This window comes from Rhodopirellula sp. SH410, assembly GCF_055811895.1.
Genome location: NZ_CM147949.1, coordinates 1,090,727 through 1,117,002 on the forward strand (window position 1 = coordinate 1,090,727; position 26,276 = coordinate 1,117,002).

Consider the following 26,276-nt stretch of genomic DNA (forward strand, 5'->3'; position numbering starts at 1 on the left):
TTTTGACGCCGTTGGACCAGCGATGGTCAGCCGAATGCCGTCAGGCATCGGAAAACGCGGCTGACCCGGCTCGGCTCAAAAAGTCAACGCCCGGCCAGCACGCTGCGACCGGACAAGTAGTGAAAGTGGCTAAACGCTCCGCAGCCGGAATGATCGGCCGCGGAGCGTTCGCGTTTCTATTCAAGCCGCCGTTTCCTGCGGGTGCCATAACTGGCGAAACCATGCCGACGCGTCGAGTGCCAGGCTGAACAGGAGTGGGATCACCAGCAGTGTGAAGATGGTTGAGAATACCAAGCCACCGACAACAATCGATCCGAGACCCCGATAGAGTTCACTGCCTGAACCCGGGGCGATGACCAGCGGCAGCATGCCGAACACGCTCGTGCAGGTGGTCATGAAAATTGGTCGCATTCGACTTCGCACCGATGCACGAATCGCCTCCCGGTATGGCATCGGTTCGATCGCGCCTTCGGCCCCACCTGCGTAACCACGCATGTAGTTCAACGCTTGGTGCACGATCAGAATTGCGTTATTGACGACAACGCCAACGAGAATCACAAAACCCAGCATCGTGAGCACGTCGAGTTGCTGCGTCGGATCATTTGCACGTACGAACCACAGCCCGACGAACCCTCCCACAATCGCCAGGGGAACGGTAAACATGATGACGAGTGGATAGAGGAAGTTCTCGAATAACGCGGTCATCAAGAGATAGGTAATCACGAGTGCCAAGAAAAATCGACTGAGCGAGACGCTGCCGATCGACTCCCAGTTCCAACCCGTCCAACGTCCCATCAAAGACGCTTGCACCTCGGAGAGCCGGTCAGCGTTACCTGAGAGCGAAACAAAGATGTCATTGCTCAAGTTACCTTCGGCGCGTGCCTGAGCGACAATCTCCAAGATCGTCGATTGAGCTTGCTCGAGCGCCACGTTATTGGGTGGCGTGACCGTCAACGCGATCGCTCGCTGCTGTTCGACCCGACGGATTTGTTGTGATGCCTCCGTAGGAACAAAATCTGCGATCTGGCCGAGCGGTACCATGGCGACTTGGCCATTGGCTTCCCGCACGGCAATGGGGAGATCCTCGATCTCCTCGGGGGAGATATCAGTAGCGGGGTCTCGGACCAGAATCAGGTCGATATTGTCGCCCTGAAAATCGAAGTCACCAACGAATGAACCGTCAATCATGGAGCGCGCCGTCATCGCCAGATCACTGACGTTGATATTCAATCGTTTGGCAACGGCTTGCTTGATTTGCAACTGCCGTTCGGGGCCGGCCTCGTTAAAGTTGTCGGGTGACGATCGCACGGAGAACTTGGAAAACGCTTCTTGAAGTCGTTTTTCAAGATAGGTAGCGGCTAATTTTAGTCGGACCAAATCGTTCCCGCTGACTTCGATATCCACCGCATTGGAGCTGCCCGCGCCCCGGCCGAAAATGGAGGCCTGCGATGTGACTCCCTTGCTCGCTGGAATCACACCAAAGGACTTGTTGAATACCGAGGCAATCGGTTCGACGTTATTAGGATCCTGGCTGATCCCGATCATGAATACGCTCCCGCGGGCAACCACGAAGAAGAATTCCTTTAACGCGGGGATGTTGTGATATTCCTTTCCCGTCCGCTGGTCGACGACCGGACCATGCTGGGATGCTTCCGCCGAATTTGCCGCACTCCAAAAAGGCTTGAGTTCTTGCTCGATGCGTTGTCCCACATAGAAATTCTCCATCACCGAATAGCCTGCTGGCGTCGACATGCGGCAGAAGGTGAAGTTCTTGGTGCCGTTGGGGAGATAGCTGGCCGGTGGCATGAGCATCAGGCTGATGAGAATCGACGCCATCATGGTGATGGTGATTAACATGATCCGCAGCCATGCGCTCGAGAGACTGCGGTACGTCAACAGATAAATGAGCGATGCCCAACCATCACTGAGCCATCCAAAAAAGCGGACCAAGCCAAATAGACCCGCGATGCCCCTCGGCCCGCCGGCGCCGAAGTCGCTTGTCGGCTGATCGGCCATTTCACCTTGAGGAGCCCTCTGGTGGCGTTCAACGCTTGCCGGTGACGTCTGTCGTAGAAAGAGTGAGGCAGCGGTCGGGATGACGGTGATCGAGACAATGAACGAGAGTGCCACGGCGGCACAAATGGCCAGAATCAAGTCATAGAACAACTGCCCGGCTTCGTCTTGCACGGTCAGAACCGGAGCGAAGACTGCGATCGTGGTCAGGGTTGATGCCAGGATCGCCCCCCAGACTTCGCGTGTCCCATCATAGGCGGCCCGCCGGGGACTGGCCCCCAGTTGCAGGTGCCGATCAATGTTTTCCAGCACTACGATCGCATTATCGACCACCATGCCGACTGCGAAACTGAGCCCGGCTAACGAGATCACATTCAGGTTGCGATCGGCGAACCACATCACCACAAATGTCCCGATGACAGAGATCGGGATGGAGACCGCGATGATCAATGTCGAACGCACGCTGCGCAAAAACAGCAGCAATACCAACGTCGCCAGACCGCTACCGATCCATAGGTTTTCTTTCACCAAGCTGATCGCGCTGTAGATGTAATCCGAATCATCGAATGCCATCCGCAGACGCAGACCGTATCGATCATCCTTGAACGTCCGCAATACGCCGCCTTCGGCGTTCATTTGAGCGACAACTAATTTAACCTGCTCGATGATCTCCAGCACATTGCTGCCGGTTTTGCGTTTGACGAAAATCGTCATGGACGTTTTCCCTTTGCACTGATCAAAGTGGATCGTTTTTTCCAGCGCAAGTTCGACGTTGGCAACATCGGCGACCCGCACTGGGCTGCCCTCTTCATCGTATTTGATGATGGTGTCGCGAAGCGGTTCGAGTGAATCGTATTGCCCGAGGACGCGAAACCGCACGTCTTGACGACTGTTTGCCAGATCGCCCGCTGAGGCATTGACGTTGTCGAGACGGAGCGCGGAATTCAGTTCGGAAATGGTGATCCCACGCCGAGCCAACGCTTTCGGGTCGAATCGCACCTGAACCTGGTGCGTCCGGCCCCCTTTGATATCGATCTCAGCAACCCCATCGATGCGCTCTAGGCTCGGCGTGAGGAAGCGATCGGCGTAGTCATAAAACGTTGCGACCTCGAAATCGGGATCGTCCGCCTGTAGAAGTAAATAGGCAATCGCGTCATCGCCGGCAGTGTCGGCAACGTCAATGATGGGACGGTCGACATCTTCGGGATACTCAGGAACTTCATCGATCTTGTTGGAAACCTCTTGCAGGATCCGCTCCGGGGACGCCCCCACGTTGAACTCCAGCGTGATCTGGGCGCCGCCGAGGCTGGCGACCGATGTCATTTTCCAGAGCCCTTGAACGGACTTCAGCTTTTCTTCCTGCTCGATGATGATCGACTTCTCGATCTCCTCCGGGCTGCGTCCGCTCCAGTTGGTGCGAATGGTGATGACGGGACGGTCCACGTCGGGAGTCAGCTGAACAGGGATCCTCGCTAGCGCGATGACACCAAACAGCAGCACTAAGATCACGCCGACGGCGGTCTTAACAGGGTTCTCGATCGAGAATTGGATGATATTCATAATGCGCTACCGGTTTCGCTCCACAATTTGCTGGCCTGTGCGATACGTCCCCGGTACCGGGGTGAGTGACGAAATATCCGAGTCGATGCGAACGGGGGCTCCGGGGACCAATCTCTCCAGACCTTCGATGACGACTTGCACGCCGGGGCTCAGGCGTTCGATATCCACCTGGCGCTCACATGCAATGGCATACGAGTCACGGGTGTGCGACAGCACTTGAACGGGGACGGGCTGGGCGACCCACTGCGTCGTTTTCCCTTGTTCGGAAACGCTCCCATCGCGGGGCTGCAGGATCCAGATCGTTGATTCATCCGGTTCGATTAACACAGCGTCGCGAGGTACGACCAGTTCCGTCGACGCCTCCATGACGGGAACAAATACCGACACACCCATCCCAGGAAGCAATCGGCCGCCTTGGTCATCGAGCTCAATTCGCACTGGGAATGTGCGGCTGCCGACGGCTCCTTGCGAGTTGATCGAGAAGATCTTCCCATTGAGCTCGAGCGACAAACTATCGACGACCAGGTCGATCGAGTCGCCGATTCGCAGCAGTGGCAAGGACTCTTCGGGCACCATGATTCGGGCATCGATACGACCGTTCGAGACCACCTCGACAATCGGCGTTCCGACGGACAAGTATTCACCGATCTCGGCATGTTTGGCCACCACGCTGCCATTAAATGGTGCGAAGATGGACAGCCGTGAGGTCCGTTCGTTGGCTTCCCTAAGCAAAACGTTTAGTTGTGCCAGGCTCGCTTCGGTCTCCTCAATCAGTGAGAATTTCTGTTCGGCTTCACTGAGCGACACCGCCCTTTGCTCGACTAATTCTTTGAAGCGTTTCAGCTCCGCTCGCTCAAAGTTCAGCGTGGCCTTCTTTTCGGCAATTTGAGTGATGATTTTGTCCACCGCCAAGTTGGTCCATGTGTCATCGATGCGAGCCAGCATTGTTTTGCCGTCGATGACTTGGCTGCCCTCATCGACGGGCAGTTCGACCAGCTTTCCCGCCACTTCGGTGGCAATCGTGGCGCTGCGAACGGCGACGAGGTCACCGACCAAGGTCTTCACGGGCACAATCGGTTGGCGTTGGACGGTCCCGACCCGGACGAGCTGCGCCTGCGGACCCGCAGGTTTCCCCTTCGCCGCTGGCCCACCCGCGGACGCCCCATCAGTAGCGGGGCGAAACTGCTCAACCACCCAGTAGCTAGCCAATCCTCCGAGCAGGAACATCGTGAGGCTGGCGGACATCAGGGTGATCAGGGATTTCTGATTCAGGCGTGTCTTGCGTCGTGCATTTCGTAACATGGAATTCGCAATCGTTGGCAATCATTTTAAAGAACCGCAGGGGCATTCTCTCAAGTGCGACCGGCCTGCGGGCACTCGGGAACGCTTTTAAAGCGGGGCGATTACTCAGCAATGCGAAATTGTGGATCAACCGGGGCCAAAAAGGACTATATTCGAATCGGGGGTGGTGGGTGCCCCACGGTGGGTTTTTGTGGAAGTTCTCGCAATCGCTGTAAGGTCTCTCGATTTCACCGGTAAACACTCTTATCAGCCACAATGGTGGTGCACCGAACCAAATCGAACGTGAGGACATTCAAATGACATTCGACGTGAAAAACAAGACGGTATTGGTGACTGGGGCGAACCGCGGCATCGGAAAGGCGATCTTGGAAGAAGCACTTCATCGCGGTGCAGCCAAAGTTTACGCGGCCGTGCGAAATACCGACTCCGCCAGCCCACTGGTTGCTGAACACGGAGATCGAGTGGTGCCGGTTCCATTCGATCTGGAAGACCCCGCGTCGATCACCGCTGCCGCCAAGATTGCCGCGGATGTCGACTTGGTCGTCAGCAATGCGGGCGTCCTGAAGTCTGCGACTGCGATGGACGAACACGCGATTGAATCGCTCCAGTATGAAATGAATGTGAACGTTTACGGGCTGATCCGCGTTGCCCAAGCGTTCGCTCCCGTGCTCAAAGCCAACGGGGGTGGAGCGTTGGTGCAACTCAATAGCGTGGTCTCTGTGAAAACCTATGTGGACGTTACGACGTACTCCGCATCCAAAGCGGCCAGCTATGCCATCACACAGGGGCTGCGTGATTCGCTGCGAGAGCAGAACACGCAGGTGGTCAGCGTTCATCCCGGACCGATTCGAACGGACATGGGATCGGCTGCGGGCTTCGATGATATTGCCGAGCCACCAGCCCTGGTGGCGAATGCGATTTTTGATGCCCTCGCCGCAGACCGTTTCCATGTTTGGCCCGATTCTCTGGCCAAGCAAATTGGCGGTGCTTATCAAAGTTTTGCCGAGAATGTCATTGATGCCCAAGCGCAGGAAAGTCCCGTTTGATCGTGTCATCTTCTCCGGTGGCCACCGGGCGATACAATGAATCGTGCCCATTGTCGCCCCCCTGGAGACCCCGTATGACCGAGTCCCCACCAACGCGAGCAACACTACTGCTACGGTTGCGAGATCGTGGCGATGGGGATGCCTGGAGCGAATTCTTGCATGACTACGGGCCCATGATTTATCGGTTTGTTCGCGGCCGTGGCCTCCAAGATGCCGACGCCTCGGACTTGGTCCAGGACGTGATGCGAAGCGTCGCTTTGGCGATCGATCGACTCGACTATCAAAAAGAGAAGGGGGGCTTTCGGGCGTGGCTGTTCGCAATCACTCGCAACAAGTTGTCGACGTACTTTGAGAAGCGAAAGCGGTTGGGGCCGATCGGCAACGATACCGATCAATACGAATTGCTCGGGCAGCTGAGCACCGACCGTGGCGACCTCGAGCAGCAGTGGGAACTGGAGTATCAACGACAGCTCGCGGCGATCGCCATGGAAACGTTGAAGCAAAAAACGGAAACCAAGACGTGGATGGCCTTTGAGCTCACCGCGATGAAGGGATTGGCTGCTGACGAGGCGGGCGATCAGATCGGATTATCAAAGGGTGCCGTCTACGTTGCTCGCAGCCGAGTGACGGCAAAGCTGCGAATCGAAATTGAACGTCTGCTCGCTGAAGAAAAGGTCTAATGACTCATGAAAGTTGCATCCGCCTGCCCGACGCCTGAACAGCTCAGCGGCCTCATTCGCGGCACTTTGTCCGTTGACGACAATGCTCGTTTCACCGACCACATTGATACCTGCACGACGTGCCAGAGGGCGCTCCAAGCCGACGCGACCGGCGAAATGCCAATCGACCACTTGGTCTCGGGGGTTGAACAATGGAGCCCTGCGGAGGGGTCGAACTATTGGGCTGCGATGGCTCGCATCTCGATGGAGCATTCCGGCGCAGTCCCTGAGAGCCACGCGACAGGCCCCAGCGTTAAGGCCGACTTGGCGAAAACGACGGCGCCCACCAGCGAACTCGATTTCCTTGCCCCCTCGGAGGACCCGGCTTACCTCGGCAAGTTGCACCACTTCCAAATCGCCCGCGTGATCGGACGCGGCGGCATGGGCATTGTACTGGAAGCCTTCGATCCGCATTTGCATCGCAGTGTGGCGATCAAGGTGCTCAACCCGCAGTACCAATCGAACGACGTGGCCCGGCAACGATTCTGCCGTGAAGGACGCGCCGCCGCTGCGATCTCGCACGAGCATGTCGTGCCCATGTACCACGTCGCCAAAGCACATGAGGGTGAAGTCGCCTACTTGGTCATGCAGATGATCGAGGGCGATACACTTGAAAAACGCTTGCGTGATGGCCAGCCGTTTCCACCCCACGAAGTCGCACGCATCAGCATGCAGATTGCCGCGGGGTTGTCCGCTGCGCACAAGCGCGAGATGGTTCACCGCGATATCAAGCCGGCGAACATCATGATCGAGACGGAAACGAATCGGGTGAAACTCACCGACTTCGGACTCGCCCGAGCGACCGATGATGTCAAGCTGACCAAGACGGGGATGGTCACCGGCACGCCGCTCTACATGTCGCCCGAGCAAACGATGGGTGAGACCGCGAACGAACAGAGTGATCTCTTTTCGCTGGGGGCGGTGATGTATGAAATGGCGACAGGCGTGGCCCCTTTCCAAGCGCCGTCGGCGCTCGGCGTGATGCAAAACATCATGCACCTTACGCCCGAAGCGCCGCAAAAAGTGAATGCGGGGATCCCACGCCCCTTGTCTGACCTCATCCTGTCGCTGTTGGCCAAGAAACCCGAGGATCGGCCGGAATCCGCTTCAGCCGTGGCCACGGCGTTGGCGTCGATCGTCAATGGATACGGCCCCATTTCTCCACTGCAGGTACCGAGCGTCGCAGCGAAAGAAGTTAAAAAACTCTCTGGCAGCTACCGGCGTTTGGAGCGTCGCTGGGTGATGGCCGCCTGGGTTGCCGCTGCGGTCGGATTGGTCAGCTTGATGTCAGCGGGATTCTTAATGTCGCGTACCGATACCGGTGACGATTTTCCGTCGGTCATCCTGCCTGATAACCCGGGTACCGTGTGGTCCGTTGACTTTGCACCTGATGGCGAACGACTCGCCGCTGCCGTTGAAAACGGTAGCGTCCGAATTTGGGATATCGATAACCAAGAACTATTGAAGAGTTTCAACGCCCACCGCGGTATTGTCTGGATGGTCGCCTATCACCCGACACGGCCGCTCTTGATGACCAGCGGTGATGATGCGACGATCAAATTGTGGGACTCGAACCGCTTCGAGCTGGTCAAGGAATGGAGGGCGGGCAACGCCGTTCGCAGTGCCGCGTTTTCGCCAGACGGACATCGTATTGTTGCCGGCGATGGCGAGGGCACCATTCACGTGTATGACATTGATAGCGGAGAGCAAGTCGCCAGTACAAACCAACCCGGCTCGATCCTCGGTATCGATTACTCGGGCGATGGCAAGCTCATTGCCAGTGTCGGAAGTGACAAGGTTGTGCGTATCTTCGATGCTGAAACGCTCAATGAACGAAACACGTTGACTGGACACGACGGCCCAATCTACAGCGTGAAGTTCGCACCCGAAGGGTCGCGGCTGGCAACGGTTGGGTGGAATAAGAATGTGCGTGTTTGGGATACCGAGACCGGCAAGGAAGAGATGAATCTCGTCGGCAGTGAAGGCGACATTTGGGGCGTCTCATTCTGCGGCGATGGTACACACCTCGTCACCGGAGAACAGGGCGGCGCTGCCCGCGTCTGGGACCTGTCGAACGGGGACGTGATCACGACACTGCGCGGTCATGCCTCGGCGGTTCACAACGTTTCCCTCGATCCCACTGCCCACCGCATCGCCACGAGCAGTCGCGACGGAACCGTCCGTGTGTGGGACATGAGCTGCGTGGCACCGAAGTAACACGAGTCACCATTGAACCGAATGCCGTGAGGCATCGGGTACCACCCACCATGGCGATCTCTTAGCAACGCGGGATCAATAACTGGCGTAGTGGATCTTGTTAAAGATCCATCCAGAACAGGATCTTTAACAAGATCCACTACGGTAAACCCGTCACTTATTGTTCATGGTATCCTTAGCGACGCGAGAACGCGAACGATCAGTTGCCCTGTGGCGGATTGCCGATCGCGATCAAGCAATTCCCGACACGGACCACCATCGTGCCGTCGACCGCTGCCGCCCCGTAGAGCGTGGGTTTACTGAACATGGCCGCAGCGCTGCGACGTTCCTCTGTTGCCTCTTCGGCAAGTGGCGTCACGGCGGGCAGCGTGTCCTCGTTCCAAGACTCGTTCTCGGCCAGGATTTTGAAATCGCGGCCAGCCGCGATGACTGTGACCAGCCCTTGCTGGCCGAAAAAATAAATCCGCTCGCCGACGGCAATCGGTGTCGCCCAACACGACTGCTTGATGCGGTTTGCATAAACGGGCTCGCCGGTCTGGGCGTCGAAACAGTAGACGACGCCCGCTCGATTGATCCAGTACGCCAGCCCCTGGTGGATGATCGGTGACGCCCAGCTCGGGGATGCTTTCTCCGCAATCCATTCACGTTTCACCGACCACTCTCCGTTCTCATGGGCTACCTGCAAGAGGCAGTTGGAATCCGCTGCCGAACCTGCGTTTTCACCATTGCGACCCGCCGAGGCCCCAATCAAGAATCGGCCGTTGCCTGAGTCGATCGGCGTTGTCCCCGTATTGCCGCCGATATCCTTGAATGACCACATCAGATCACCCGCTGCGGCATCATACCCATCGACACTGCCCGCTGAGCTGACGACGATTTGCGTTGTACCGTCAATCTCCATCACAGCCGGTGAGCTCCAACTGCGGCGCGGTGTCCGTTCGGCTTTCCAGCTCGTTTCGCCCGTCTGCTTATCGAGTGCCAGCAAGCAGCTCGGGCCATCGTGCTCGAGCAAGACAAAAACCTTCGACGCCGTTTGGCAGGGTGAGGCGCCCAAGCCAAACTCAGCGGTCAAAGGACCGTCATCTTGGCCCAGGTTCCGCCGCCATAACTCGGCTCCATCATGGGTGTAGGCGACACAGTCGCCACTCTCGTACAGGGCCACGACGCGGTCAGCGTCGACCACCGGCGTTGGTGCCGCCCGGCTGACGTAGTGTGAATTTTCTACCGGAAACGAGTTCGCGAGACTCTTTCGCCACAATTCCTTGCCACTGGCTAGCTCAATGCAAATTGTGTGATACGTGTCCTTGTTCGGCCCCTCCACACTGGTGACGAATATGCGATCGCCCCATACCACCGGACTGGATTGACCATACCCCGGCAGTTCGGCCTGCCACGCCACGTTCTCCGTTGCCGACCACTGCAGTGGCAACGTCTCGGCGGAGTCATGGTTCGCACCGGCCCCCAGGAAGGCGGGCCAAACGCCGGCGTTTCCAGTCACCGCGGCTAGTAGCAGCACAAAAATCGAAGTCATTTTGATCTCTCAATGGATGAAAAGCGGGAGCGAGTGGTCGCAGTCAGTAAGCCGGAATGGCGTCCTGATCAGCATGGGAACCAATCCAACGCCACGTTCGAGGGCGGGGCAGCGGGCGATGAAATGCACCGAAACGTTGACAAATGCTACCATCACGACACTGGCGTGACGACAACGCACGACAAACAGAGACCACGCTAACGCGATGCCGTCGGCACTTGCCAACGCTGTGCTGAGTATCGCTGGCCACGTCAGGTGCGACGCCTGGGGGCGTGTGATTCAGTCAAACGTGAGAAGTGAAAAATGCCAATGACCTGTGACGGTGAGACCATTTGCATTCCTCCGTTTTCAATTTGACTTTTCATTCTCCAGACCTGTGGCGGAACGTTGCAACACAGCGGCGTGTTTTCAAGTTGCCCAGTCACTCGCGGTGCAGTGATTTTTGCCGGTTCACCCCCCCCCACTCTGGAGCAGACTCAACGTCCTCGCCACCTTTCGCTGGTAGGGGTATGATGCTGATTGCTCCTACCGTTCCCATTTCTCAGACCGCCGACGAACCATTTCGATGCTCTCGACCGCCGCCCAGCACAACGCTGCCCAAACTGACCTCTCGTTCCAGCGTTGCATCAATCCGAAGTGTGCCGCGACCTACGAGACGATGAGCGTTCGCACATCGTGCGACCGCTGTGGCGACCTGCTCGATATCGCATACGACTGGGACCGGGCGGCATTGCCAACCCAGTTGAGCGACTTCGAGGCGATGTGGAGCCAGCGCAACAATCCCATGCGGTTTTCGGGCGTTTGGCGGTTTCACGAATTGTTGCCCTTCGCCCCGCACGACAAGATTGTGACCGTTGGGGAGGGGCAAACACTGCTGCAGCAGGCCGACGAGGTGGCCAAGTACGTTGGCGTCAACCCAGGCCAATTGCATCTGCAGTATGAAGGCATGAACCCTTCGGGCAGTTTCAAGGACAACGGGATGTGCGCCGCCGTGACGCATGCGGGGATGATGGAGGCCAAACGTGCGGCCTGTGCGAGCACCGGAAACACGAGTGCGTCGTTGGCTCTGTACTGCAGCGCCACCCGCGCCATGAAAGCCGTGATCTTCATCGGCAGTGGCAAGATTAGCTATGGCAAGCTCAGCCAAGCGTTGGACTACGGCGCCCTGACGATCCAGATCGCGGGTGACTTTGACGACGCGATGATCCGCGTCAAAGAGATCGCGAAGGAACTGGGGATCTACCTCGTCAACAGCGTCAATCCATTCCGTTTAGAAGGCCAGAAGACGATTATGTATCGGGTGCTCGAAGCGCTTCGCTGGCAAGTCCCAGATTGGATCGTCGTGCCCGGCGGGAATCTCGGCAATAGCAGCGCGTTTGGGAAAGCGTTCAGCGAGCTGCACCAACATGGGTTGATCGATCGTATCCCACGTCTGGCGGTGATCAATGCCCGCGGTGCCAACACGCTCCATGAACTCGTGCAGAAGCACGGTGTTCGCTGGAACGGCGGTGATGTGAGCACGGGGCCGATCACGCAGTACAATGAGGACATGGACCGCGACGGCAAGCGGGCCGACACAATCGCCAGTGCCATCGAGATCAATCGCCCCGTGAACTTGAACAAGTGCTTGCGGGCCCTCGAAGTCATGGACGGTGTGGTCCGCGAGGTTGACGACCAGCAGATCCTCGACGCCAAAGCCCAGGTCGGTGCCGGGGGCTTCGGTTGCGAACCCGCTTCGGCCGCCAGCGTCGCGGGTACCAAACTGCTACGCAGCGAAGGCGTCATCGCACCGAGCGATCGCGTCGTGTGTATCTTGACCGGACACGAGCTAAAGGATCCCACCGCGACCGTAGCCTATCATACGTCCGACAAAGAACTCTTTGCGAAGACCCTGGGAAGCCGTGGTGTTACCGAGGCCTGCTTTGCGAACCGCGCCGTTCCTGTCGCCAACGATTTGAAAGCCATCATTGAAGCGATCCAGCAGCACAGCTGAGTCAGAATCGCTCGTTCATCTTCAAGCGTAATTCATCATCTCCGAACCGAAACCCCATTCACAGTTGCTCTAATTGTCTCCGGTATCTTGGAAACATAATGGCAACTTATTAAAGGAATGGGTGTATGTGGAAGCGACAACACGGGCGAATCGGCGCCAGTCATGACGGCTTCGATGGCCGCGAACGCCACGGTGATATCGCATCATTGATGCTGTTCCTGTTGGGTGTGTATGACCCCTTTTCTCCGGGGCATGATGTCGACACCCCTCAGCAGCATCGAGTCGTCGAGCCCCTTGAAGTGGAGCGATCTCGCTGCGCAAAACCGATGCATCACTGCCGCGCTTCTCAGCGAACCGATGCTTAAATCAATGGCGTGATTCGAGCCAGAATCCATCGCTGAACACTGGGTTGCTGTAACGGCACCGCGTGTTCCCTTCTGAGGAACGGCATGAGACGTGCAATCAGTCTCATGCCATCAGCCTATGTCGCGCGTCGAATACGGAAGACGGCGACGGCCACCTACCCTCGGAACTATTTAATGAGAACTGGATTTCTGATCGACATGGACGGTGTGATCTACCGTGGCAGCCAGATGATCCCGGGAGCAGATCAATTCATTAATGTACTACTCCGCCAAAACATTCCATTTTTGTTTTTGACGAACAATAGTCAGCGCACCCGGCGGGACGTCCAAACAAAACTACAGCGGATGGGCATCCATGTCGAAGAGTCCCACGTTTTCACTTGCGCGATCGCGACGGCTCGCTATCTAGCCAAACTCAAGCCCAATGGTACCGCTTACATCATTGGCGAAGGTGGCTTGCTACAGGCAATGCACCAAAACGGATTCTCAATCGTGGATCACTCGCCTGATTTTGTGGTTGTCGGCGAAGGCCGAACCGTCACGCTCGATGCTCTCGAATCCGCGGTCAATATGATCATGAGCGGTGCCAAACTGATTGCGACGAACATGGACCCCAGCTGTCCCACGCAAACAGGAACACGTCCCGGTTGCGGGGCCACGGTGGCCTACCTCGAGGCCGTCACAGGGCGGAAAGCATTCAGCGTCGGCAAACCCAGTCCGATCATGATGCGAGCGGCGAGAAAAGAACTCAATCTGGCGACTTCGCAAACCGTCATGATCGGCGACACCATGGACACTGACATTCTTGGCGGGGTGCAAATGGGCTATCGCACCGTGTTGACGCTCACCGGCGGTACTTGCCGGGAAGATCTTGGCCAGTTCGCTTACGGTCCCGATGTGATCGTCGAATCGGTCGCCGAACTTTGCGACATCAAACAGTTTGTGCAGAGCAGTCTGCCGGTCGGCAACCGCGATGATGACACCATCCACAACTTCCGTGAATGGGCGCTGGCCAACGCCTAGCTTTCAAATCAATTCACTTCAACCTATTTCGTTTCCATCTCTGAGGCTTTTCAATGAAGAAATTTCGAACCGGTTTTACTCTAGTAGAGTTATTAGTAGTCATCGCTATTATTGGCGTGTTGGTGGGGCTGCTGCTGCCCGCAGTCCAGGCTGCCCGCGAGGCCGCCCGTCGGATGCAATGCTCCAACAATATGAAACAGTTGGGGCTGGCAATCCACAATTACCACAGCGCCTACGATCAACTTCCAGTAGGGGCAACGCATTTTCAAGGTTACACCGGAGCGTATGCGGATTACCCGCATGTGAGTGCCTCGATTTTTCTGATGCCATTCTTGGAAATGAGCAATCTTTATCAAGGGATCGTAGAGGACGCAAAAATTGCCCCGCTGGGGTCGTATGTATGGAGCTCGACGACGCTTCAAAACGCCGGCCCGCAAGGCGCCTTCATCTGCCCCTCCGCCGCGGGCGGATCCAACTCGGAGTACAGCACCGTCTCCAAAAATCTCTACGTGTTTTCGACTGGTGATGCCATGTGGCACAACAACCGCACCGATGCCCAGGAAGGTAGCACGACATCGAGAATCGACCCACGCAGCATGTTCGTCAACGCATTGGAAGCATCCATGCGTAAGAGTCGGCGCGGTTTTCGAGATTGTCTCGATGGCCTAAGCAATACGATCGCGATGAGTGAAGTCACCGGTGCCCCACGAGAGCAAGCACTTGTGAAAGGTGATGTCGGCCGATTCAGCGGTCTCTATAACGGTTCCACCGCTGTCCCAGCCGGTTGCCTCACGGTGCCGATGACGCTCGATCGCCTTCAGTACGACACCGGAATCGATTGCTGGCGTGGGTTGATTCTCGGTGATGGCCGGGCGGTGAACAATCGATTCACGACAACTTTGTCACCAAACTCACCGTCCTGCGCCTACTCCGATAGCAACTACACATGGGGCACGTTTGCACCAACGAGTCAGCATCAAGGCGGCGTTCAAGGCTTGATGTTTGATGGATCCGTTCGATTCATCACCGATTCAATTGATGCCGGAAATCTGAATGCCCCTCAAGTGACTGCTGGGAATAGCCCCTACGGGATTTGGGGAGCGATGGGATCACCGCAAGGCAACGAAACAGCGTCGTCGTTGTAAGACACCCATCTATCAATCTAGCTTCAACTATCAAATTCAAACATTCTTCGAACCCTAATGAATATCTCTGTAACTTTCCTTAGCCTTCCCTGTCTCATTTTGCTTTGCGCAACACTTGGCTGTTCCAAAGACGATCGTCCTGAGGGTATGCCGGACCTGCAACCATTGACCGTCAAAGTCGTGCAATCCGGAACTCCCTTGGCGGGTGCGAGCGTCCGGTTGATACCGAACGACTCCTCCAGTCCTTGGGCCTTGGGGGGGACTACCGACGACAATGGCGAAGCCGCCATTCAAACCAATGGCAAATACAGCGGCGCACCTTCAGGAGAGTACAAGGTAACGGTCAGCAAACTGGAATCGGATACACCGGAAACAGCGGTCGATGATCCATCAGGTACCGCCGATGGGAATACCTTTCAGTTGGTAGACCTCGCCTATCAATCGGAACTGAAGACGCCGTCTAAAATATCGGTCACCACGGAAGACGAGTCAGTGCAGATTATCGATGTCGGAGCGGCCGTCAAGAAACAACTGCCCAAGCTCTAATCGCGAGCGTTTCAGAAGCATTGACGGGTAAGGACACCAGGAACAATAAGTGACGGGTTTACCGTAGTGGATCTTGTTAAAGATCCTGTTCTGGATGGATCTTTAACAAGATCCACTACGCCAGTTATTGATCACGCGTTGCTTAGCGAGATGGCCAACTGCGCCGGTGAACTGGAGTCTTGCCCGGCTGGTCACGCTCCCGAGTCGACCAACTACAACGCCAAAGGCGACTACACTTTCGCACAGATGGATCCCGAGAAGTGCCAGCACTGTCCGCTGCTTGCACGCTGCCGCGTCCAACGCAATCGGGATAACGCGCAGCCGACCGGCCGCATTCAATTTGCCGGCAGTGCGGTTCGGGCCGACGCGCGTCGTCGCCACGAGCAGAGCGACGAGTTCCGCGATCGCTACCGTTGGCGGTCGGGTATCGAAGGGACCAACGGTTGCCTCAAGCGAATGATGGGCTTGGGTCGGCTCCGCGTTCGCGGCCACAATGCGGTGAAGCTTTCGATCCTACTGAAGCTGGCCGGTTGGAATCTGCTTCGAGCAGTGGCAATGCGCCGCCAGAGAAAGAATTCGCTCCAATTGGCCATTAACGAGGAAAACAGGGGCAATAGGCGACTAGGACGACGGTTCATGTAGAGCCTGCGACTCCTCGACAGTCAAACCAGGGCCTCCAGAGAGGCCCCGGCTAAAAACTTTTTCACCACCAAAAAAAGTCGCCCGCAGCAAAGCTACTTAATGTCGGTCGCGTCTGTTAAAGATCCATCCATAACAGGATCTTTAACAGACGCGCCCGACAAAAGTCTCATGCTACCGGCTTCTTTCGTGGGCGAGATGCGTTACCTTTTGCTGTATGGATTTAGCTTTTTTCTTCGAGCGGTCGGTTAGTCAGTGAAAACCATCGAACTACCTACGCAGCAAAGACTTTTCGACCCGTTCGAGGGCGTCATCGGCCCCATGGGGTGAAAGATGATCGACAACGGATGGCAGGGCCTCCTTCGCGACGTGCTCTTGGAGCAGATGCCCATCGGCCTCGTCGGTGAGCATCTCAGTGACGATCAAGGACGACCAACCTTTGAGTTGCACGCGATCATCGCGCTCCTTTGGATCCGTGACTTTCAAGGTTGGACTGTCCCCCAGGCCCACGAAGCACTGCTGTTCCGAACCGACATCCAGTACGCACTGAACTTGGAGCCAAGCACCGAAGTCACTCAGCGAACCATTGAACGCTACATCGCTCGAATGCAAAGCAACGAGAAGATCAGTGAGGAGATCTTCGCAGGCGTTACCGACACCCTGCTGCAAAGCATGGAAGTCAAAGTCAAAAAGCAGCGTCTCGATTCCACCCATGTGCTTAGAATACCAGGCTCAATAAGTGACGGGTTTACCGTAGTGGATCTTGTTAAAGATCCTGTTCTGGATGGATCTTTAACAAGATCCACTACGCCAGTTATTGATCCCGCGTTGCTAAAAGCGAGTTGGACATCACCTCCTTTGCCTATTTGTGTGATTCGTGGTTACTGAATCTCTTGCGTTGGTTCATCCACGGATCCCAGCCGGCAACGTGCTCGTGTTGCTGGAACCACGAATCACACGAATGACACGAATTTTTGTGAGCGGGCATCAGCACTTTCTTTATTCGTGTATTTCGTGTCATTCGTGGTCAATGAATCCCTGAGTCTGGTTCATCCACGGATTCCCGCGGGCGATATGCTCGTGTTGATGGGACCACGAATCACACGAATGCCACGAATTTATGTGAGCGGCCATCAGCTCTTTCTTTATTCGTGTATTTCGTGTCATTCGTGGTCAATGAATCCCTGACGCTGGCTCATCCACGGATTCCCGCGGGCGATGTGCTCGTGTTGCTGGAACCACGAATCACACGAATGACACGAATTTATGTGAGCGGCCATCAGCACTCTTCTTATTCGTGTATTTCGTGTCATTCGTGGTCAATGAATCCCTGAGTCTGGTTCATCCACGGATTCCCGCGGGCGATATGCTCGTGTTGATGGGACCACGAATCACACGAATGCCACGAATTTATGTGAGCGGCCATCAGCTCTTTCTTTATTCGTGTCATTCGTGGTCAATGAATTCCTGACGTTGGCTCATCCACGGATCCCCTCGGGCGATGTGCTCGTGTTGCTGGAACCACGAATCACACGAATATTTGTGAGCGGGCATCAGCACTTTTCTTATTCGTGTCATTCGTGTCATTCGTGGTCAATGAATCCCTGAGGCTGGTTCGTCCACGGATTCCAGCCGGCCAGCAAGCATGGCAGAAACGGTGGGAAGGGCGTTTTGGACGCCGTTACGGCCAACGGTGACAGGACTGAAGTCCAGTATCTTGGCAGCGACGGGCACCGCTGGGATGTGTGTCTCAACCCGATGCGGCCCCGTGCGTGGACGATGCGAGTCAGTGCGACGAAAGGCACGACGTGAGCGGCTAGCTGTTACCGACCTCGCTCTGATCGCATTTTACGGTCTTTTCCTGCCGAATTGTTGTCGTAGTCACGGACTGTTCTTACACCGGTAATTCGGTAGGCAGCAGCCCGCCGCCCGCAGACCAGAGCCTTGCCCCCCGCGCCTCGCAACCCGCCCCCTTCAACTAAATCGTACCCCGCCTCTCCCCTCGCCCCCCGACTCACTTTTCAGGCAGTCGGTTCGCGATCATTCGAATCCCTGACTCGACCAACTATCCTGCTGGACTTTTCTACTTCAAGTTCAAAAGCCAGCGCCCGTGCGAGCCAGAATCTTCCGCTCTCAAGCAGAACGTGATGAGTTCCTGCTGGAGCTCAAGCTCACCCAGTGCCCCCACTGCAAGAAAGTCGGCGCGCTCAATCGCCATGGGTCCTTGCGCGGATACGACGAGAACAACTTCCGCCACAAATCTATCCGGGCACGAAGGGTCTTCTGTAGCAACCGAAATCAAGCCGCCGGATGTGGACGCACCTTCAGCGTGTGGATTGCTGACAAAGTCAAACGACTCTTTCTCAGTGCAGAGCAACTCTGGGCATTCCTCAACCAGGCCGCCGCGACCGGCAACAAACGCAAGGCATTCAAAAAGCTCAATAGCAGCATGAGCGATTCGGCACCCTATCGAATTTGGAAACGATTGCAAGATGCACAATCCGCGATTCGGACCGCACTGTCGACCATGTGCCTGCCGCCAAAAATCGATAGCTCACAGCCCAGCAACACGCCCGCTGAGAGCACACTCGCTCATCTGATCAAAGCCTTCGCTGGCCACACGCTCAATCCCATCGCCGCCTTCCAGCTCACACTGCAGACCTTCTTCATCTGACACGCTGCGGCCGCACCTCAGCAGGCCGATTCGGTCCGTGATCACACGGCAACCTGTCGATCCTGGCCAGCATCGTCTGCCTCGGATGGTCGATTTGCCATCGTAGCTCACGCTTGCGAAATTCTTTTTTCTGCTCGACAACACAACCCGACGATAGATCCACCGCCGACCGCACTTAGACTCGCCTGCGAATCGATTTCATGAATCGATTTCGTTCAATCAAAAGTCAAAAACCAGCGGAGCGGTCCATGAAACGACCATCGATCTACGTCAAAATGAAAGTCCTCGGAGCGATCGAAGTCGCCCCCGGAAAAACACGTCACGAGAGAATCCACAACGTCGCGGCGATGACGTTCCTGGACGACCAAGGAGACCCACACCAGTTCACCTGGCGGACCATCCAAACGTGGTACTACCGCTACAAAAACGACGGCATCACCGGCATGAATGCTTCACCGCGAGCCGACAAAGGCAAGCCACGCAAGGTCACGCCCGAAGAAGTTCTCGAAGCGATCAACACCGCGCTGCCGCACTTTGTATCTGCGAAAACGGGGCACAAGAGGACGCCCACCAAGTCAGCCGTCTATCGGTTCTGCATTGAAAAGGGACTCCTGCACGCTAGCCAGATCGCTCTGACCACGTTCTGCCGCTTCGTCCGTGAGTACGAATTACTCAAGGACGATCCAGGCGAAAATCGACGCCGACTCGCCTTCAGCATGCAGTACGCCAACCAACTTTGGCAGGCCGATACCATGTTCGGACCGCACATCGGTGGCCGGCAAGCCAAGCTGATTGGCCTGATCGATGACGCCAGTCGTGTGCTCTGTCATGGCGAATTCTTCTTCGAAGAGAACACCGATTCGATGATCAAGGCGCTTCGCTCGGCCTTCTACAAACGAGGCTTGCCCGAACAGCTATACGTTGACAACGGCTCGATCTACTGCAGCCAAGAGATCACGCTGATCTGCGCCCGCGTGGGCTGCATCCTTCGTCACACCGCCGTTCGAGACGCCGCCGCGAAAGGGAAAATCGAACGCTTCTTTCGTCGCGTGCGTGATCAATTTCTAATCCGCAAACTCGACCTCTCCTCGATCGACGCTCTCAACAAACAGTTCACTCACTGGGTCGAACACGACTACAACGCCACTGTACACACGACCCTCGGTATGAAGCCGATTGATCGCTTTGGTGTGGATCTTTCTCGGATCCGATTTCTCTCGCCATCGGAGGATACCGACGAGTTGTTCTACGCCGAGGCGACTCGCAGTGTCAAAAAGGACAACACGTTCAGCTTCCAAGGCGAGCGTTACGAAACTCCGATCGACTTGCGTGGCAAGAAGGTCACGCTGCGGCATGAGCGACATCACCAAGGTGTGGTCGTCGTCTACGAAAACGATCGACGCATCGGCAAGGCCCGGTTGCTCGATGCCGTCGCCAACGGCATGAAACGCCATAAAGACTCATAAATGCCCGGCAGCCAATCCACCGTGATCCAACTCCTTCTTTTTCCAAAAGTCCACCTCACCATGATCCGTTCTTACTTCGGCTTGTCCGAAAATCCCTTCGCGCTACGCGACATCCAACTACTACAACATCAGCAGGAAATCCATGACACGCTCCGAGTCCACAGCCAACAAGGCGGCCTATGTCTGGTCGTCGGCAGACCCGGCACCGGCAAATCCGTGATCAAAGAATCGCTCAAACGACTTCCCGAGAAAGAGTACTTGGTCGCCACGGTTGCACGCACACTGCACACCTATACCAATACAGTAAAAATCCTCTGTGAAGCGTTTCGGATTGAGTTTGAAAGCTCGGCGTTCAAGTGCGAACGCAAGCTGATCCAGCAAGCCTTCAGCCTCAATCGCAGTGGCAAGATGCTCGTCACGGTGATCGACGATGCCCATCTGATGGCGATGGATAACCTTCGCCGACTACGACTCCTCTTGGAAGATTTCCCGAAGAATCACAACCTGATTCTGGTCGGCCAGCCGGAGTTGCTCGCCGATCTGGACTTGGCGGTCAACCTGGATTTGAAAAGCCGGGTGACGTATTCGGTGATCACCAAGCGGTTGCACGACGATGTGATGCGCGCGTTTATCGAACGTGAACTCGATTCGATCGGTCTAGCGCACAGCACGTTCACTGCTGGAGCAACGGAGTTGATTATCCGCTCTGCCGATGGAGTGTTGCGCAAGTGCCGCAACCTGTGCTTAGCGTCGATGCTCGAAGCGGTCCGAGCCGCCGCTGGAACGACGATCGATATCGACTTGGTCAATCGCGTGTTGCTTCAACCGCACTGGCAAAACGAAGTCGACCTAACAGATTTTTAAGACCCAAAAATGCTCCCTCCCCTCCCTCTAACTCCAGGCTTCTGTTATGAAGATGACGAACGACTTACTCCGCGCGATCCGCAACGATCTACCGATGAAACTGACGATCGTTCGGCTCGGCCAGCACGGTCCGATAGCGAAACAAAGCGACGGCTACTTCCGTTTCCAATGCCCATCGTGCAAAGAACTTCGAGCGACCGTGAACCCGAAGAACAATCTCGCTCATTGTTTTAGCTGCGGCCAGAACTACAACAACATCGATCTGATGATGACGCAGGGCCACGACTTCTTGCCGGCGGTCGACATCCTGAGCAACTGGCTTGTGCAATACCAAAGCGACCTCGGCCAAAGAAAGTCTTCGGCCTAATCAGTCAATCGCATCGGCCCCCAGCCAAAGCTCTTTCAATCAGTGCGACCGCTTTGCCCAAGCGATCGCACTTTTTTTGATGCGCTGAGCACACACGGCTCCGAGCACACACGGCTCCGAGCACAACAGGTTCGAGCACAACAGGTTCGAGCACAACAGGTTCGAGCCTCGACTCGGTCGCTCCTATCGCACAGCCCCGAAACACGCTCTCCAGAATTCTCAACAATTCGGCAAAAGGACCATTTCGGGCTTCAAATCCCTACAGTCACAATTCGGCAAAAAGTGCGACCGCAATTCGGTCGGTAACAGCTAGCCTCTCGCCAGAGGCAACAAAAAACCCCGCTTAAAAACGGGGTTAAATGCTTTGCCATACTTCATGGTGCGAGAGCGTGCCAAATACCCAGGGCGGGACTCGAACCCGCAAGGACGTAACCGTCCGGGGGATTTTAAATCCCCTGTGTCTGCCAATTCCACCACCTGGGCAGGCGTGTTTTACGCGTTTTTTGACCGATTCGGCATTTCTTGGTCTGAAACGTGACTTGTGCGTGACAAGTCTGCGAAAGTTTTGTCGCCACTCATCATGGCCGCTAGTTTTACCGGCGCGGACTCACATTGACCAGGGAACAGGTGCCCATAAGTATTCAATGTCAGAACCGGCGTACAGTGCCTCATGACGGCCTGAACCACCTTGATCGATTCTCCGGACATGGAAAGCCACGCCCCGCAGGTATGGCGCAGGGAGTGAAACACCAGGTGTTCGCCTTGGTGGTTCGTCCGCAAGAGGAAATCCGACGTAGCGGCGGCTATCTTGGCTTCGTCATCGAGCGACTGTATCCACGCTAGTCGAGCGGCCACCAGATCGGCTTCCAGCATCCTAGCGAGCTCATTTAACCCGCCGATTCCGAAAACTGGTGCGGCGGGGTGCTTCCGTGCGATGTGGGCGGCGAGATCCGCTGCCAATACCTGATCGATGTACTGCTTGGCTGGCTTCTTGTTTTTCGTCCCCGCTGCCTTGCAGGTGACGTAGGGGTGATCGCTGTCCAGCGTCAGGCTTCCACGATTGAGCTCGAAAAGCTCGCTTGCGCGTAATCCCGTCTGGACGGCTGTGCGATAGAGTAATAGCCGCTCCGCTGCTGTCATGCCATTCCGCTCGATGTCCTGGCTGAGTATCGTCGAGACAACCCACCGCCATTCATCCGGCAGGATCATCCGGCGCTCGTGCTTTCGGTCCTCTTCGGGATTCGGTTTCTTTACCGTCGCCAGTGGATTCCGTTTGATTCTCTCGTGATCGAAAAGCCATTTCGTGAAGCTCTTTATCGACTGTAGTCGAGCCTGAATCGTCCGCGATGAACTACCGGCCTGCTTGAGTGCGCTGGCGTGCCGAGTGACGTGATCGACGTGGATGTCGCGAACGGTTGCCCAATTTCCAGCGGCGGCGAACTCCTCGATGTGTTTACGGGTTCGCTCTCGATGCTCTTCACCGCCTCCGCTGGTCGCTCGGAAATGGAAAAACGCGTCGATGTGTTCGCTCAGCGGCATGGCTCGGTAAATGGCCAGTTCTGCTTCGGCGTCATCGCGGATGCCTTCGAGCTCCAGTCGCTCGTCCTCTTCCCATCGATTCGCAATCCGTTGGGCGACTGCCTTGTCCGATACCCTCGTCGACTTGCGGACTCGGTGCGTGCCGACCGTGAAATCGGCCGTGTAGTTGACCGCAGCAACCAAGATCACTGATTGCGTGTGATCCAGCGGGGCGGACTTCGTGCCTTTTGAATCGGTCCACGTCGCGATTGCCGTTTGTATCTTCTTTCCTTGGATCGTCGCGGTTCGCTCGCAGCCATCTCGATCGGTCCATGACGCGACACCTTTCGCAGTGGTCGCCCCGGCCGGCATCGGCTTGAGCGATTCGGCAATCGTCGCGCCGTCAGGGATCGGCTTGCGGTCGGTTCGCTTGTAGATACTCGCCAAGATCGGCACCATTCCCGCATGGTGATTCCCGCTGAAACCGAAAAAGGGGGGCAACCGCTCGGGAAAGCGGCTTTCAGTCCGTCGACCTATCCCCGGCGCGAGTATACCGGGTCGGGCATCCAGGGATAACCTCAATTTTCGGTTCACTCCATTGCCATCAGCGCCCGGTCGATCTCACGTCGTCGTTGCCCGATTCCAGTGCCGGGGGCCCGGCGGGCTCGAAATCGACGCCTGGCGGCTTCGCAGGGTTGCCCGGCTCAGATGCCGGGTCGGTATCGGTATGCTTGTGAGCGTCGACGTCTGGAGCCCGTTTTTGCTCCGGTTCAGGTTTGGCACCGCGTTGCCGGTCGACTTCGTCCATCCGAGCACCGGCATCGCGTTCATCGTCGCTCGCAAACCGCTCCAGCCCCGCGGCGGATAGTTTCCGGAACGTGATCCCGGCCGTGATCCAGGGCTCCGCCCCTTCGGCCCGGCCGGATCGCTTGACCGACAATCGGATCGATTCCGCTGCCGATTGGTCGCGTCGATCGGTCGCCTGGGCACGCTCAGCGATTCGCCGCAGGGCTTCCTCGTGATCGATTGGCGGGTCGGTTTTTCCGGTGAGCCAATTCGATAACTGCCCCGGCTCCCATCGTTGTGGATCTCGATGTCCGCCACACTCCAGCCACAATTCGCGGACCAGCTCGATGGTCATTCCCCGGCCGATTGCCGAGTCGACGGCCGTGGAGGCAGACTTGAGCCCCCATCGGAATAGCTCTTGTTTCAATTCATCGACCGCCACCACCACCACCGGATTCGCGGGGCGGTTGGTTGGGGCGTTTAGATTTGCGATTAAAGGGGCGATTTGTCTAGCCTCAGGCGCTAACGGTCTTGGCTGTAGGCTATCACGGTCTTGGCCTACGGCCATAACAGACTTGGCCGTAGGCAATGTCTGTTCTTGCCTTTGGCCATCACAGCCTTGGCCTACGGCAATGAAAACCGCAGTCCAGTTGATGCGATGGGTATTGGCTGACCACGGGTTGGCCTTCTCGATGGTGATCAGATCCTGGGCAACCAACGCGGCAATCGCACGGGATACGGTTGCAACCCCGCAACCTACCTCCTCGGCGATGGTCGCCTGCGATGCAAAGCAACCTCGGGAGCCTGCCCGGTCGTCGATTGCACGCAACACGCTTTTGGTGATCGCGCCGGAAACGGATCTACCGCGATGCTGGTACGAATCGAGTTTGATTTTGCGAAGGGCTTGCAGCTGCTCGCCTCTGGGCAGATCGGTGAAGAGGTCTTGTTGGTGATTCATTGGCTTGCATGTGATTAGACTTCGTGAACGGGGAGGGGACCGGGCGACGATTGCCACCCGGTCTACAATTGCGAGATCAGACGGCTAACCACCGTTCGCAACAACTTGGAATGTTTGCGGGTCGATGCTCCGGACGCGAACGCGATAGCCGGCCGGGAGTCCCTTCTGCATCACGAGCATTGTGCTGGCCAGTGATCGCAGGCCTTCCGGCGAATCATCGAAAAGCTTGCTCACCCGGTAATGGGTGCATGGATCCACGACGCGTTCGGTAAAGATGCGATAGCGGCATCCCGGCAGCAGCTCATCGTCTGGCTTGGCGCTAGCGAGATAGGCCGCGTCGGGGGCTGGACTGGCATCAAATGAATCAATCATCCGCCTGCCCTCCGCCAAGATCCGTTTGCGTCGCGATCGGCGGGCCTTCTGTCTTGGTTCGTGTCCGAGTGCAAGAACGTCAATTGCGTTGAGGTATAGACCGGCTCTCACGGACGTACCGGCATTGGACGACAACGCGGCAGTGATCGCGGCCAATCCATCGCTATCGATCAGACCGGCGGCCCGTACCGATGCTGCCATCTGATCCAGTTCCATCCCGTACGTCAACGCGCCCGTGATCGACACATACCCAAGCTGAATGAACGACTGCATGAGTGATCCAGCAATCGCAATCGTGGCGTGTTCGTCACCTGCATTCAACTGAACCCGCACAAGTGCCGCCTGTGCAGCGAGGGTGCGACTTGCCACCTCGAAAGTGATCTTTGCAGCGTCTCGTCGCTCGACCTTGCGGGCTTTCTTTCGCGCCCGGGCTTTCCGTGCCAGTCGTTGGTCTTGCGTCTCGTCTGGGTTCGATGCTTCCACGTCTTGGGGTGTCGTTTCATCGAGCGTCGGCACCTCGGCGGCGGGCTCGGTGAACATCATCGACGGATCGGGCGTGAACTCAGCGGCTTTTCGCTGCTGTGCTGCCTGCCTGTATGCCTCAGCGGCCTTTCGCTCAGCTACGCGACGCTGAACGCATTCATCGCAAAGGACGGCGGGATAGTACGCGTACAGAACCGCTTCGGGGGCTCCGCAGCTCTCACAGATGTGTGATTGTGACATTGGATTGTCGCACTTTCGCAACCACTTTTCGTGGGTGCGCATGAATCGGCCCGGCATCCCTGTAGAAAACACGGCTGTAACCCCGTGTCGACCTTCTCGTCGCTCCCCGCCTGCGCGGATCGATGCTTCGATGTGTCCAGAAATGCCGGGCCGATTCATTCTCGCTCGTTTTAGATTGTTACAGATGGCGTGGTCACCGCTGGGAAAAGAAACTCCAGACGGTCAAGCGTGATCAGGTTTTCTAGACCCGATCGGCTGCCAACGAATCGGAAGTATCGCCGATCGCCGGGGGGTATGTCAAGCGAGTTTTTCGGGTCGCTCGCAAAGTGGGTCTGCGGTGCCGGTATTTGCGGAGCACCACTGAGCGAGGTTCATCGCGACTTCTTCACAGACCCACGTGCCTGATCGACGCGATCACCCCTGCCCTGACGCATTTCTAAGAGGTCAGA

At 56.7% G+C, this 26,276-nt stretch carries 20 protein-coding genes and 1 tRNA gene; 14 read left to right on the forward strand and 7 right to left on the reverse strand.

What is annotated here, in order from left to right; genetic code table 11:
* Window positions 1-180 precede the first annotated feature (180 nt).
* Both SH410x_RS04345 and SH410x_RS04350 read right to left on the reverse strand, forming a co-directional pair.
* Window positions 181-3,573, reverse strand: a complete 3,393-nt coding sequence (locus SH410x_RS04345; protein WP_473674959.1) for an efflux RND transporter permease subunit — start codon at window positions 3,571-3,573, stop codon at window positions 181-183.
* A 6-nt stretch (window positions 3,574-3,579) separates the two neighbouring features.
* Window positions 3,580-4,875 (reverse strand): efflux RND transporter periplasmic adaptor subunit, encoded by a 1,296-nt coding sequence (locus SH410x_RS04350; protein ID WP_473674961.1) that lies wholly within the window; start codon window positions 4,873-4,875, stop codon window positions 3,580-3,582.
* Between the two features lie 296 nt (window positions 4,876-5,171).
* Here SH410x_RS04350 and SH410x_RS04355 point away from each other — a divergent pair, with 296 nt between their 5' ends.
* The 3 genes from SH410x_RS04355 to SH410x_RS04365 all read left to right on the forward strand — a co-directional run bounded on the left by SH410x_RS04355 (window position 5,172) and on the right by SH410x_RS04365 (window position 8,857).
* A complete protein-coding gene (locus SH410x_RS04355) occupies window positions 5,172-5,921 on the forward strand; it encodes an SDR family oxidoreductase (RefSeq protein WP_473674963.1) in 750 nt (249 codons plus the stop codon).
* Between the two features lie 74 nt (window positions 5,922-5,995).
* On the forward strand, window positions 5,996-6,601 hold the full coding sequence (locus SH410x_RS04360; RefSeq protein ID WP_473674965.1) for an RNA polymerase sigma factor: 606 nt from the start codon (window positions 5,996-5,998) through the stop codon (window positions 6,599-6,601).
* Between the two features lie 6 nt (window positions 6,602-6,607).
* Window positions 6,608-8,857, forward strand: coding sequence for a WD40 repeat domain-containing serine/threonine protein kinase (locus SH410x_RS04365; RefSeq protein ID WP_473674967.1), 2,250 nt, complete (start codon window positions 6,608-6,610; stop codon window positions 8,855-8,857).
* 199 nt (window positions 8,858-9,056) lie between these two features.
* Here the strand turns inward: SH410x_RS04365 and SH410x_RS04370 are convergent, their stop codons facing one another.
* On the reverse strand, window positions 9,057-10,388 hold the full coding sequence (locus SH410x_RS04370) for an outer membrane protein assembly factor BamB family protein (RefSeq protein WP_473674969.1): 1,332 nt from the start codon (window positions 10,386-10,388) through the stop codon (window positions 9,057-9,059).
* A 565-nt stretch (window positions 10,389-10,953) separates the two neighbouring features.
* Between SH410x_RS04370 and thrC the strand changes: the two genes are divergently transcribed.
* The 11 genes from thrC (at window position 10,954) to SH410x_RS04425 (ending at window position 21,470) form a co-directional block, all read left to right on the forward strand.
* Window positions 10,954-12,381, forward strand: a complete 1,428-nt coding sequence (thrC, locus tag SH410x_RS04375) for a threonine synthase (RefSeq protein WP_473674970.1) — start codon at window positions 10,954-10,956, stop codon at window positions 12,379-12,381.
* A 125-nt stretch (window positions 12,382-12,506) separates the two neighbouring features.
* Entirely contained in the window at window positions 12,507-12,746 is a 240-nt protein-coding gene (locus tag SH410x_RS04380) for a hypothetical protein (protein WP_473674972.1), read from the forward strand.
* A 174-nt stretch (window positions 12,747-12,920) separates the two neighbouring features.
* Complete coding sequence (locus tag SH410x_RS04385) at window positions 12,921-13,769, forward strand: HAD-IIA family hydrolase (RefSeq protein WP_473674973.1); 849 nt, start codon at window positions 12,921-12,923, stop codon at window positions 13,767-13,769.
* A gap of 53 nt (window positions 13,770-13,822) precedes the next feature.
* Window positions 13,823-14,914: a DUF1559 family PulG-like putative transporter gene (locus SH410x_RS04390; RefSeq protein WP_473674975.1), complete on the forward strand. Its 1,092-nt coding sequence runs from the start codon at window positions 13,823-13,825 to the stop codon at window positions 14,912-14,914.
* Between the two features lie 147 nt (window positions 14,915-15,061).
* A complete protein-coding gene (locus SH410x_RS04395; RefSeq protein ID WP_473674977.1) occupies window positions 15,062-15,460 on the forward strand; it encodes a carboxypeptidase-like regulatory domain-containing protein in 399 nt (132 codons plus the stop codon).
* A 150-nt stretch (window positions 15,461-15,610) separates the two neighbouring features.
* A complete protein-coding gene (locus SH410x_RS04400; protein ID WP_473674979.1) occupies window positions 15,611-16,102 on the forward strand; it encodes a transposase in 492 nt (163 codons plus the stop codon).
* Between the two features lie 330 nt (window positions 16,103-16,432).
* Window positions 16,433-16,987 carry a hypothetical protein gene (locus SH410x_RS04405; RefSeq protein WP_473674981.1) on the forward strand — a complete coding sequence of 185 codons (555 nt, stop codon included), beginning with the start codon at window positions 16,433-16,435 and terminating at the stop codon, window positions 16,985-16,987.
* 1,222 nt (window positions 16,988-18,209) lie between these two features.
* Window positions 18,210-18,773: a hypothetical protein gene (locus SH410x_RS04410; RefSeq protein WP_473670638.1), complete on the forward strand. Its 564-nt coding sequence runs from the start codon at window positions 18,210-18,212 to the stop codon at window positions 18,771-18,773.
* Between the two features lie 248 nt (window positions 18,774-19,021).
* The gene (locus tag SH410x_RS04415; protein WP_473670640.1) at window positions 19,022-20,239 is read left to right on the forward strand and encodes a DDE-type integrase/transposase/recombinase; all 1,218 of its coding nucleotides are present in this window, start codon (window positions 19,022-19,024) and stop codon (window positions 20,237-20,239) included.
* 60 nt (window positions 20,240-20,299) lie between these two features.
* Window positions 20,300-21,103 carry an AAA family ATPase gene (locus tag SH410x_RS04420; protein WP_473670642.1) on the forward strand — a complete coding sequence of 268 codons (804 nt, stop codon included), beginning with the start codon at window positions 20,300-20,302 and terminating at the stop codon, window positions 21,101-21,103.
* 46 nt (window positions 21,104-21,149) lie between these two features.
* Window positions 21,150-21,470 (forward strand): hypothetical protein, encoded by a 321-nt coding sequence (locus SH410x_RS04425; protein ID WP_473670643.1) that lies wholly within the window; start codon window positions 21,150-21,152, stop codon window positions 21,468-21,470.
* Window positions 21,471-21,867: 397 nt separating this feature from the next.
* Here SH410x_RS04425 and SH410x_RS04430 read toward each other — a convergent pair.
* From SH410x_RS04430 to SH410x_RS04445, 4 genes are all read right to left on the reverse strand, one after another.
* Window positions 21,868-21,953: transfer RNA gene (locus tag SH410x_RS04430), tRNA-Leu, on the reverse strand.
* Between the two features lie 9 nt (window positions 21,954-21,962).
* The gene (locus SH410x_RS04435) at window positions 21,963-23,447 is read right to left on the reverse strand and encodes a tyrosine-type recombinase/integrase (protein WP_473674983.1); all 1,485 of its coding nucleotides are present in this window, start codon (window positions 23,445-23,447) and stop codon (window positions 21,963-21,965) included.
* Window positions 23,448-23,592: 145 nt separating this feature from the next.
* Window positions 23,593-24,732 (reverse strand): helix-turn-helix domain-containing protein, encoded by a 1,140-nt coding sequence (locus tag SH410x_RS04440; RefSeq protein ID WP_473674985.1) that lies wholly within the window; start codon window positions 24,730-24,732, stop codon window positions 23,593-23,595.
* Between the two features lie 84 nt (window positions 24,733-24,816).
* Complete coding sequence (locus SH410x_RS04445) at window positions 24,817-25,827, reverse strand: hypothetical protein (protein WP_473674987.1); 1,011 nt, start codon at window positions 25,825-25,827, stop codon at window positions 24,817-24,819.
* Window positions 25,828-26,276 lie beyond the last annotated feature (449 nt).

Bases quoted from the DNA above. Each gene is read 5' to 3' on its own strand.
- SH410x_RS04345 (WP_473674959.1), bottom strand. From the start codon at position 3,573: ATGAATATCATCCAATTCTCGATCGAGAACCCTGTTAAGACCGCCGTC.
- SH410x_RS04350 (WP_473674961.1), bottom strand. From the start codon at position 4,875: ATGTTACGAAATGCACGACGCAAGACACGCCTGAATCAGAAATCCCTG.
- SH410x_RS04355 (WP_473674963.1), top strand. From the start codon at position 5,172: ATGACATTCGACGTGAAAAACAAGACGGTATTGGTGACTGGGGCGAAC.
- SH410x_RS04360 (WP_473674965.1), top strand. From the start codon at position 5,996: ATGACCGAGTCCCCACCAACGCGAGCAACACTACTGCTACGGTTGCGA.
- SH410x_RS04365 (WP_473674967.1), top strand. From the start codon at position 6,608: ATGAAAGTTGCATCCGCCTGCCCGACGCCTGAACAGCTCAGCGGCCTC.
- SH410x_RS04370 (WP_473674969.1), bottom strand. From the start codon at position 10,388: ATGACTTCGATTTTTGTGCTGCTACTAGCCGCGGTGACTGGAAACGCC.
- thrC (WP_473674970.1), top strand. From the start codon at position 10,954: ATGCTCTCGACCGCCGCCCAGCACAACGCTGCCCAAACTGACCTCTCG.
- SH410x_RS04380 (WP_473674972.1), top strand. From the start codon at position 12,507: ATGTGGAAGCGACAACACGGGCGAATCGGCGCCAGTCATGACGGCTTC.
- SH410x_RS04385 (WP_473674973.1), top strand. From the start codon at position 12,921: ATGAGAACTGGATTTCTGATCGACATGGACGGTGTGATCTACCGTGGC.
- SH410x_RS04390 (WP_473674975.1), top strand. From the start codon at position 13,823: ATGAAGAAATTTCGAACCGGTTTTACTCTAGTAGAGTTATTAGTAGTC.
- SH410x_RS04395 (WP_473674977.1), top strand. From the start codon at position 15,062: ATGCCGGACCTGCAACCATTGACCGTCAAAGTCGTGCAATCCGGAACT.
- SH410x_RS04400 (WP_473674979.1), top strand. From the start codon at position 15,611: ATGGCCAACTGCGCCGGTGAACTGGAGTCTTGCCCGGCTGGTCACGCT.
- SH410x_RS04405 (WP_473674981.1), top strand. From the start codon at position 16,433: ATGATCGACAACGGATGGCAGGGCCTCCTTCGCGACGTGCTCTTGGAG.
- SH410x_RS04415 (WP_473670640.1), top strand. From the start codon at position 19,022: ATGAAACGACCATCGATCTACGTCAAAATGAAAGTCCTCGGAGCGATC.
- SH410x_RS04420 (WP_473670642.1), top strand. From the start codon at position 20,300: ATGATCCGTTCTTACTTCGGCTTGTCCGAAAATCCCTTCGCGCTACGC.
- SH410x_RS04425 (WP_473670643.1), top strand. From the start codon at position 21,150: ATGAAGATGACGAACGACTTACTCCGCGCGATCCGCAACGATCTACCG.
- SH410x_RS04435 (WP_473674983.1), bottom strand. From the start codon at position 23,447: ATGGTGCCGATCTTGGCGAGTATCTACAAGCGAACCGACCGCAAGCCG.
- SH410x_RS04440 (WP_473674985.1), bottom strand. From the start codon at position 24,732: ATGAATCACCAACAAGACCTCTTCACCGATCTGCCCAGAGGCGAGCAG.
- SH410x_RS04445 (WP_473674987.1), bottom strand. From the start codon at position 25,827: ATGTCACAATCACACATCTGTGAGAGCTGCGGAGCCCCCGAAGCGGTT.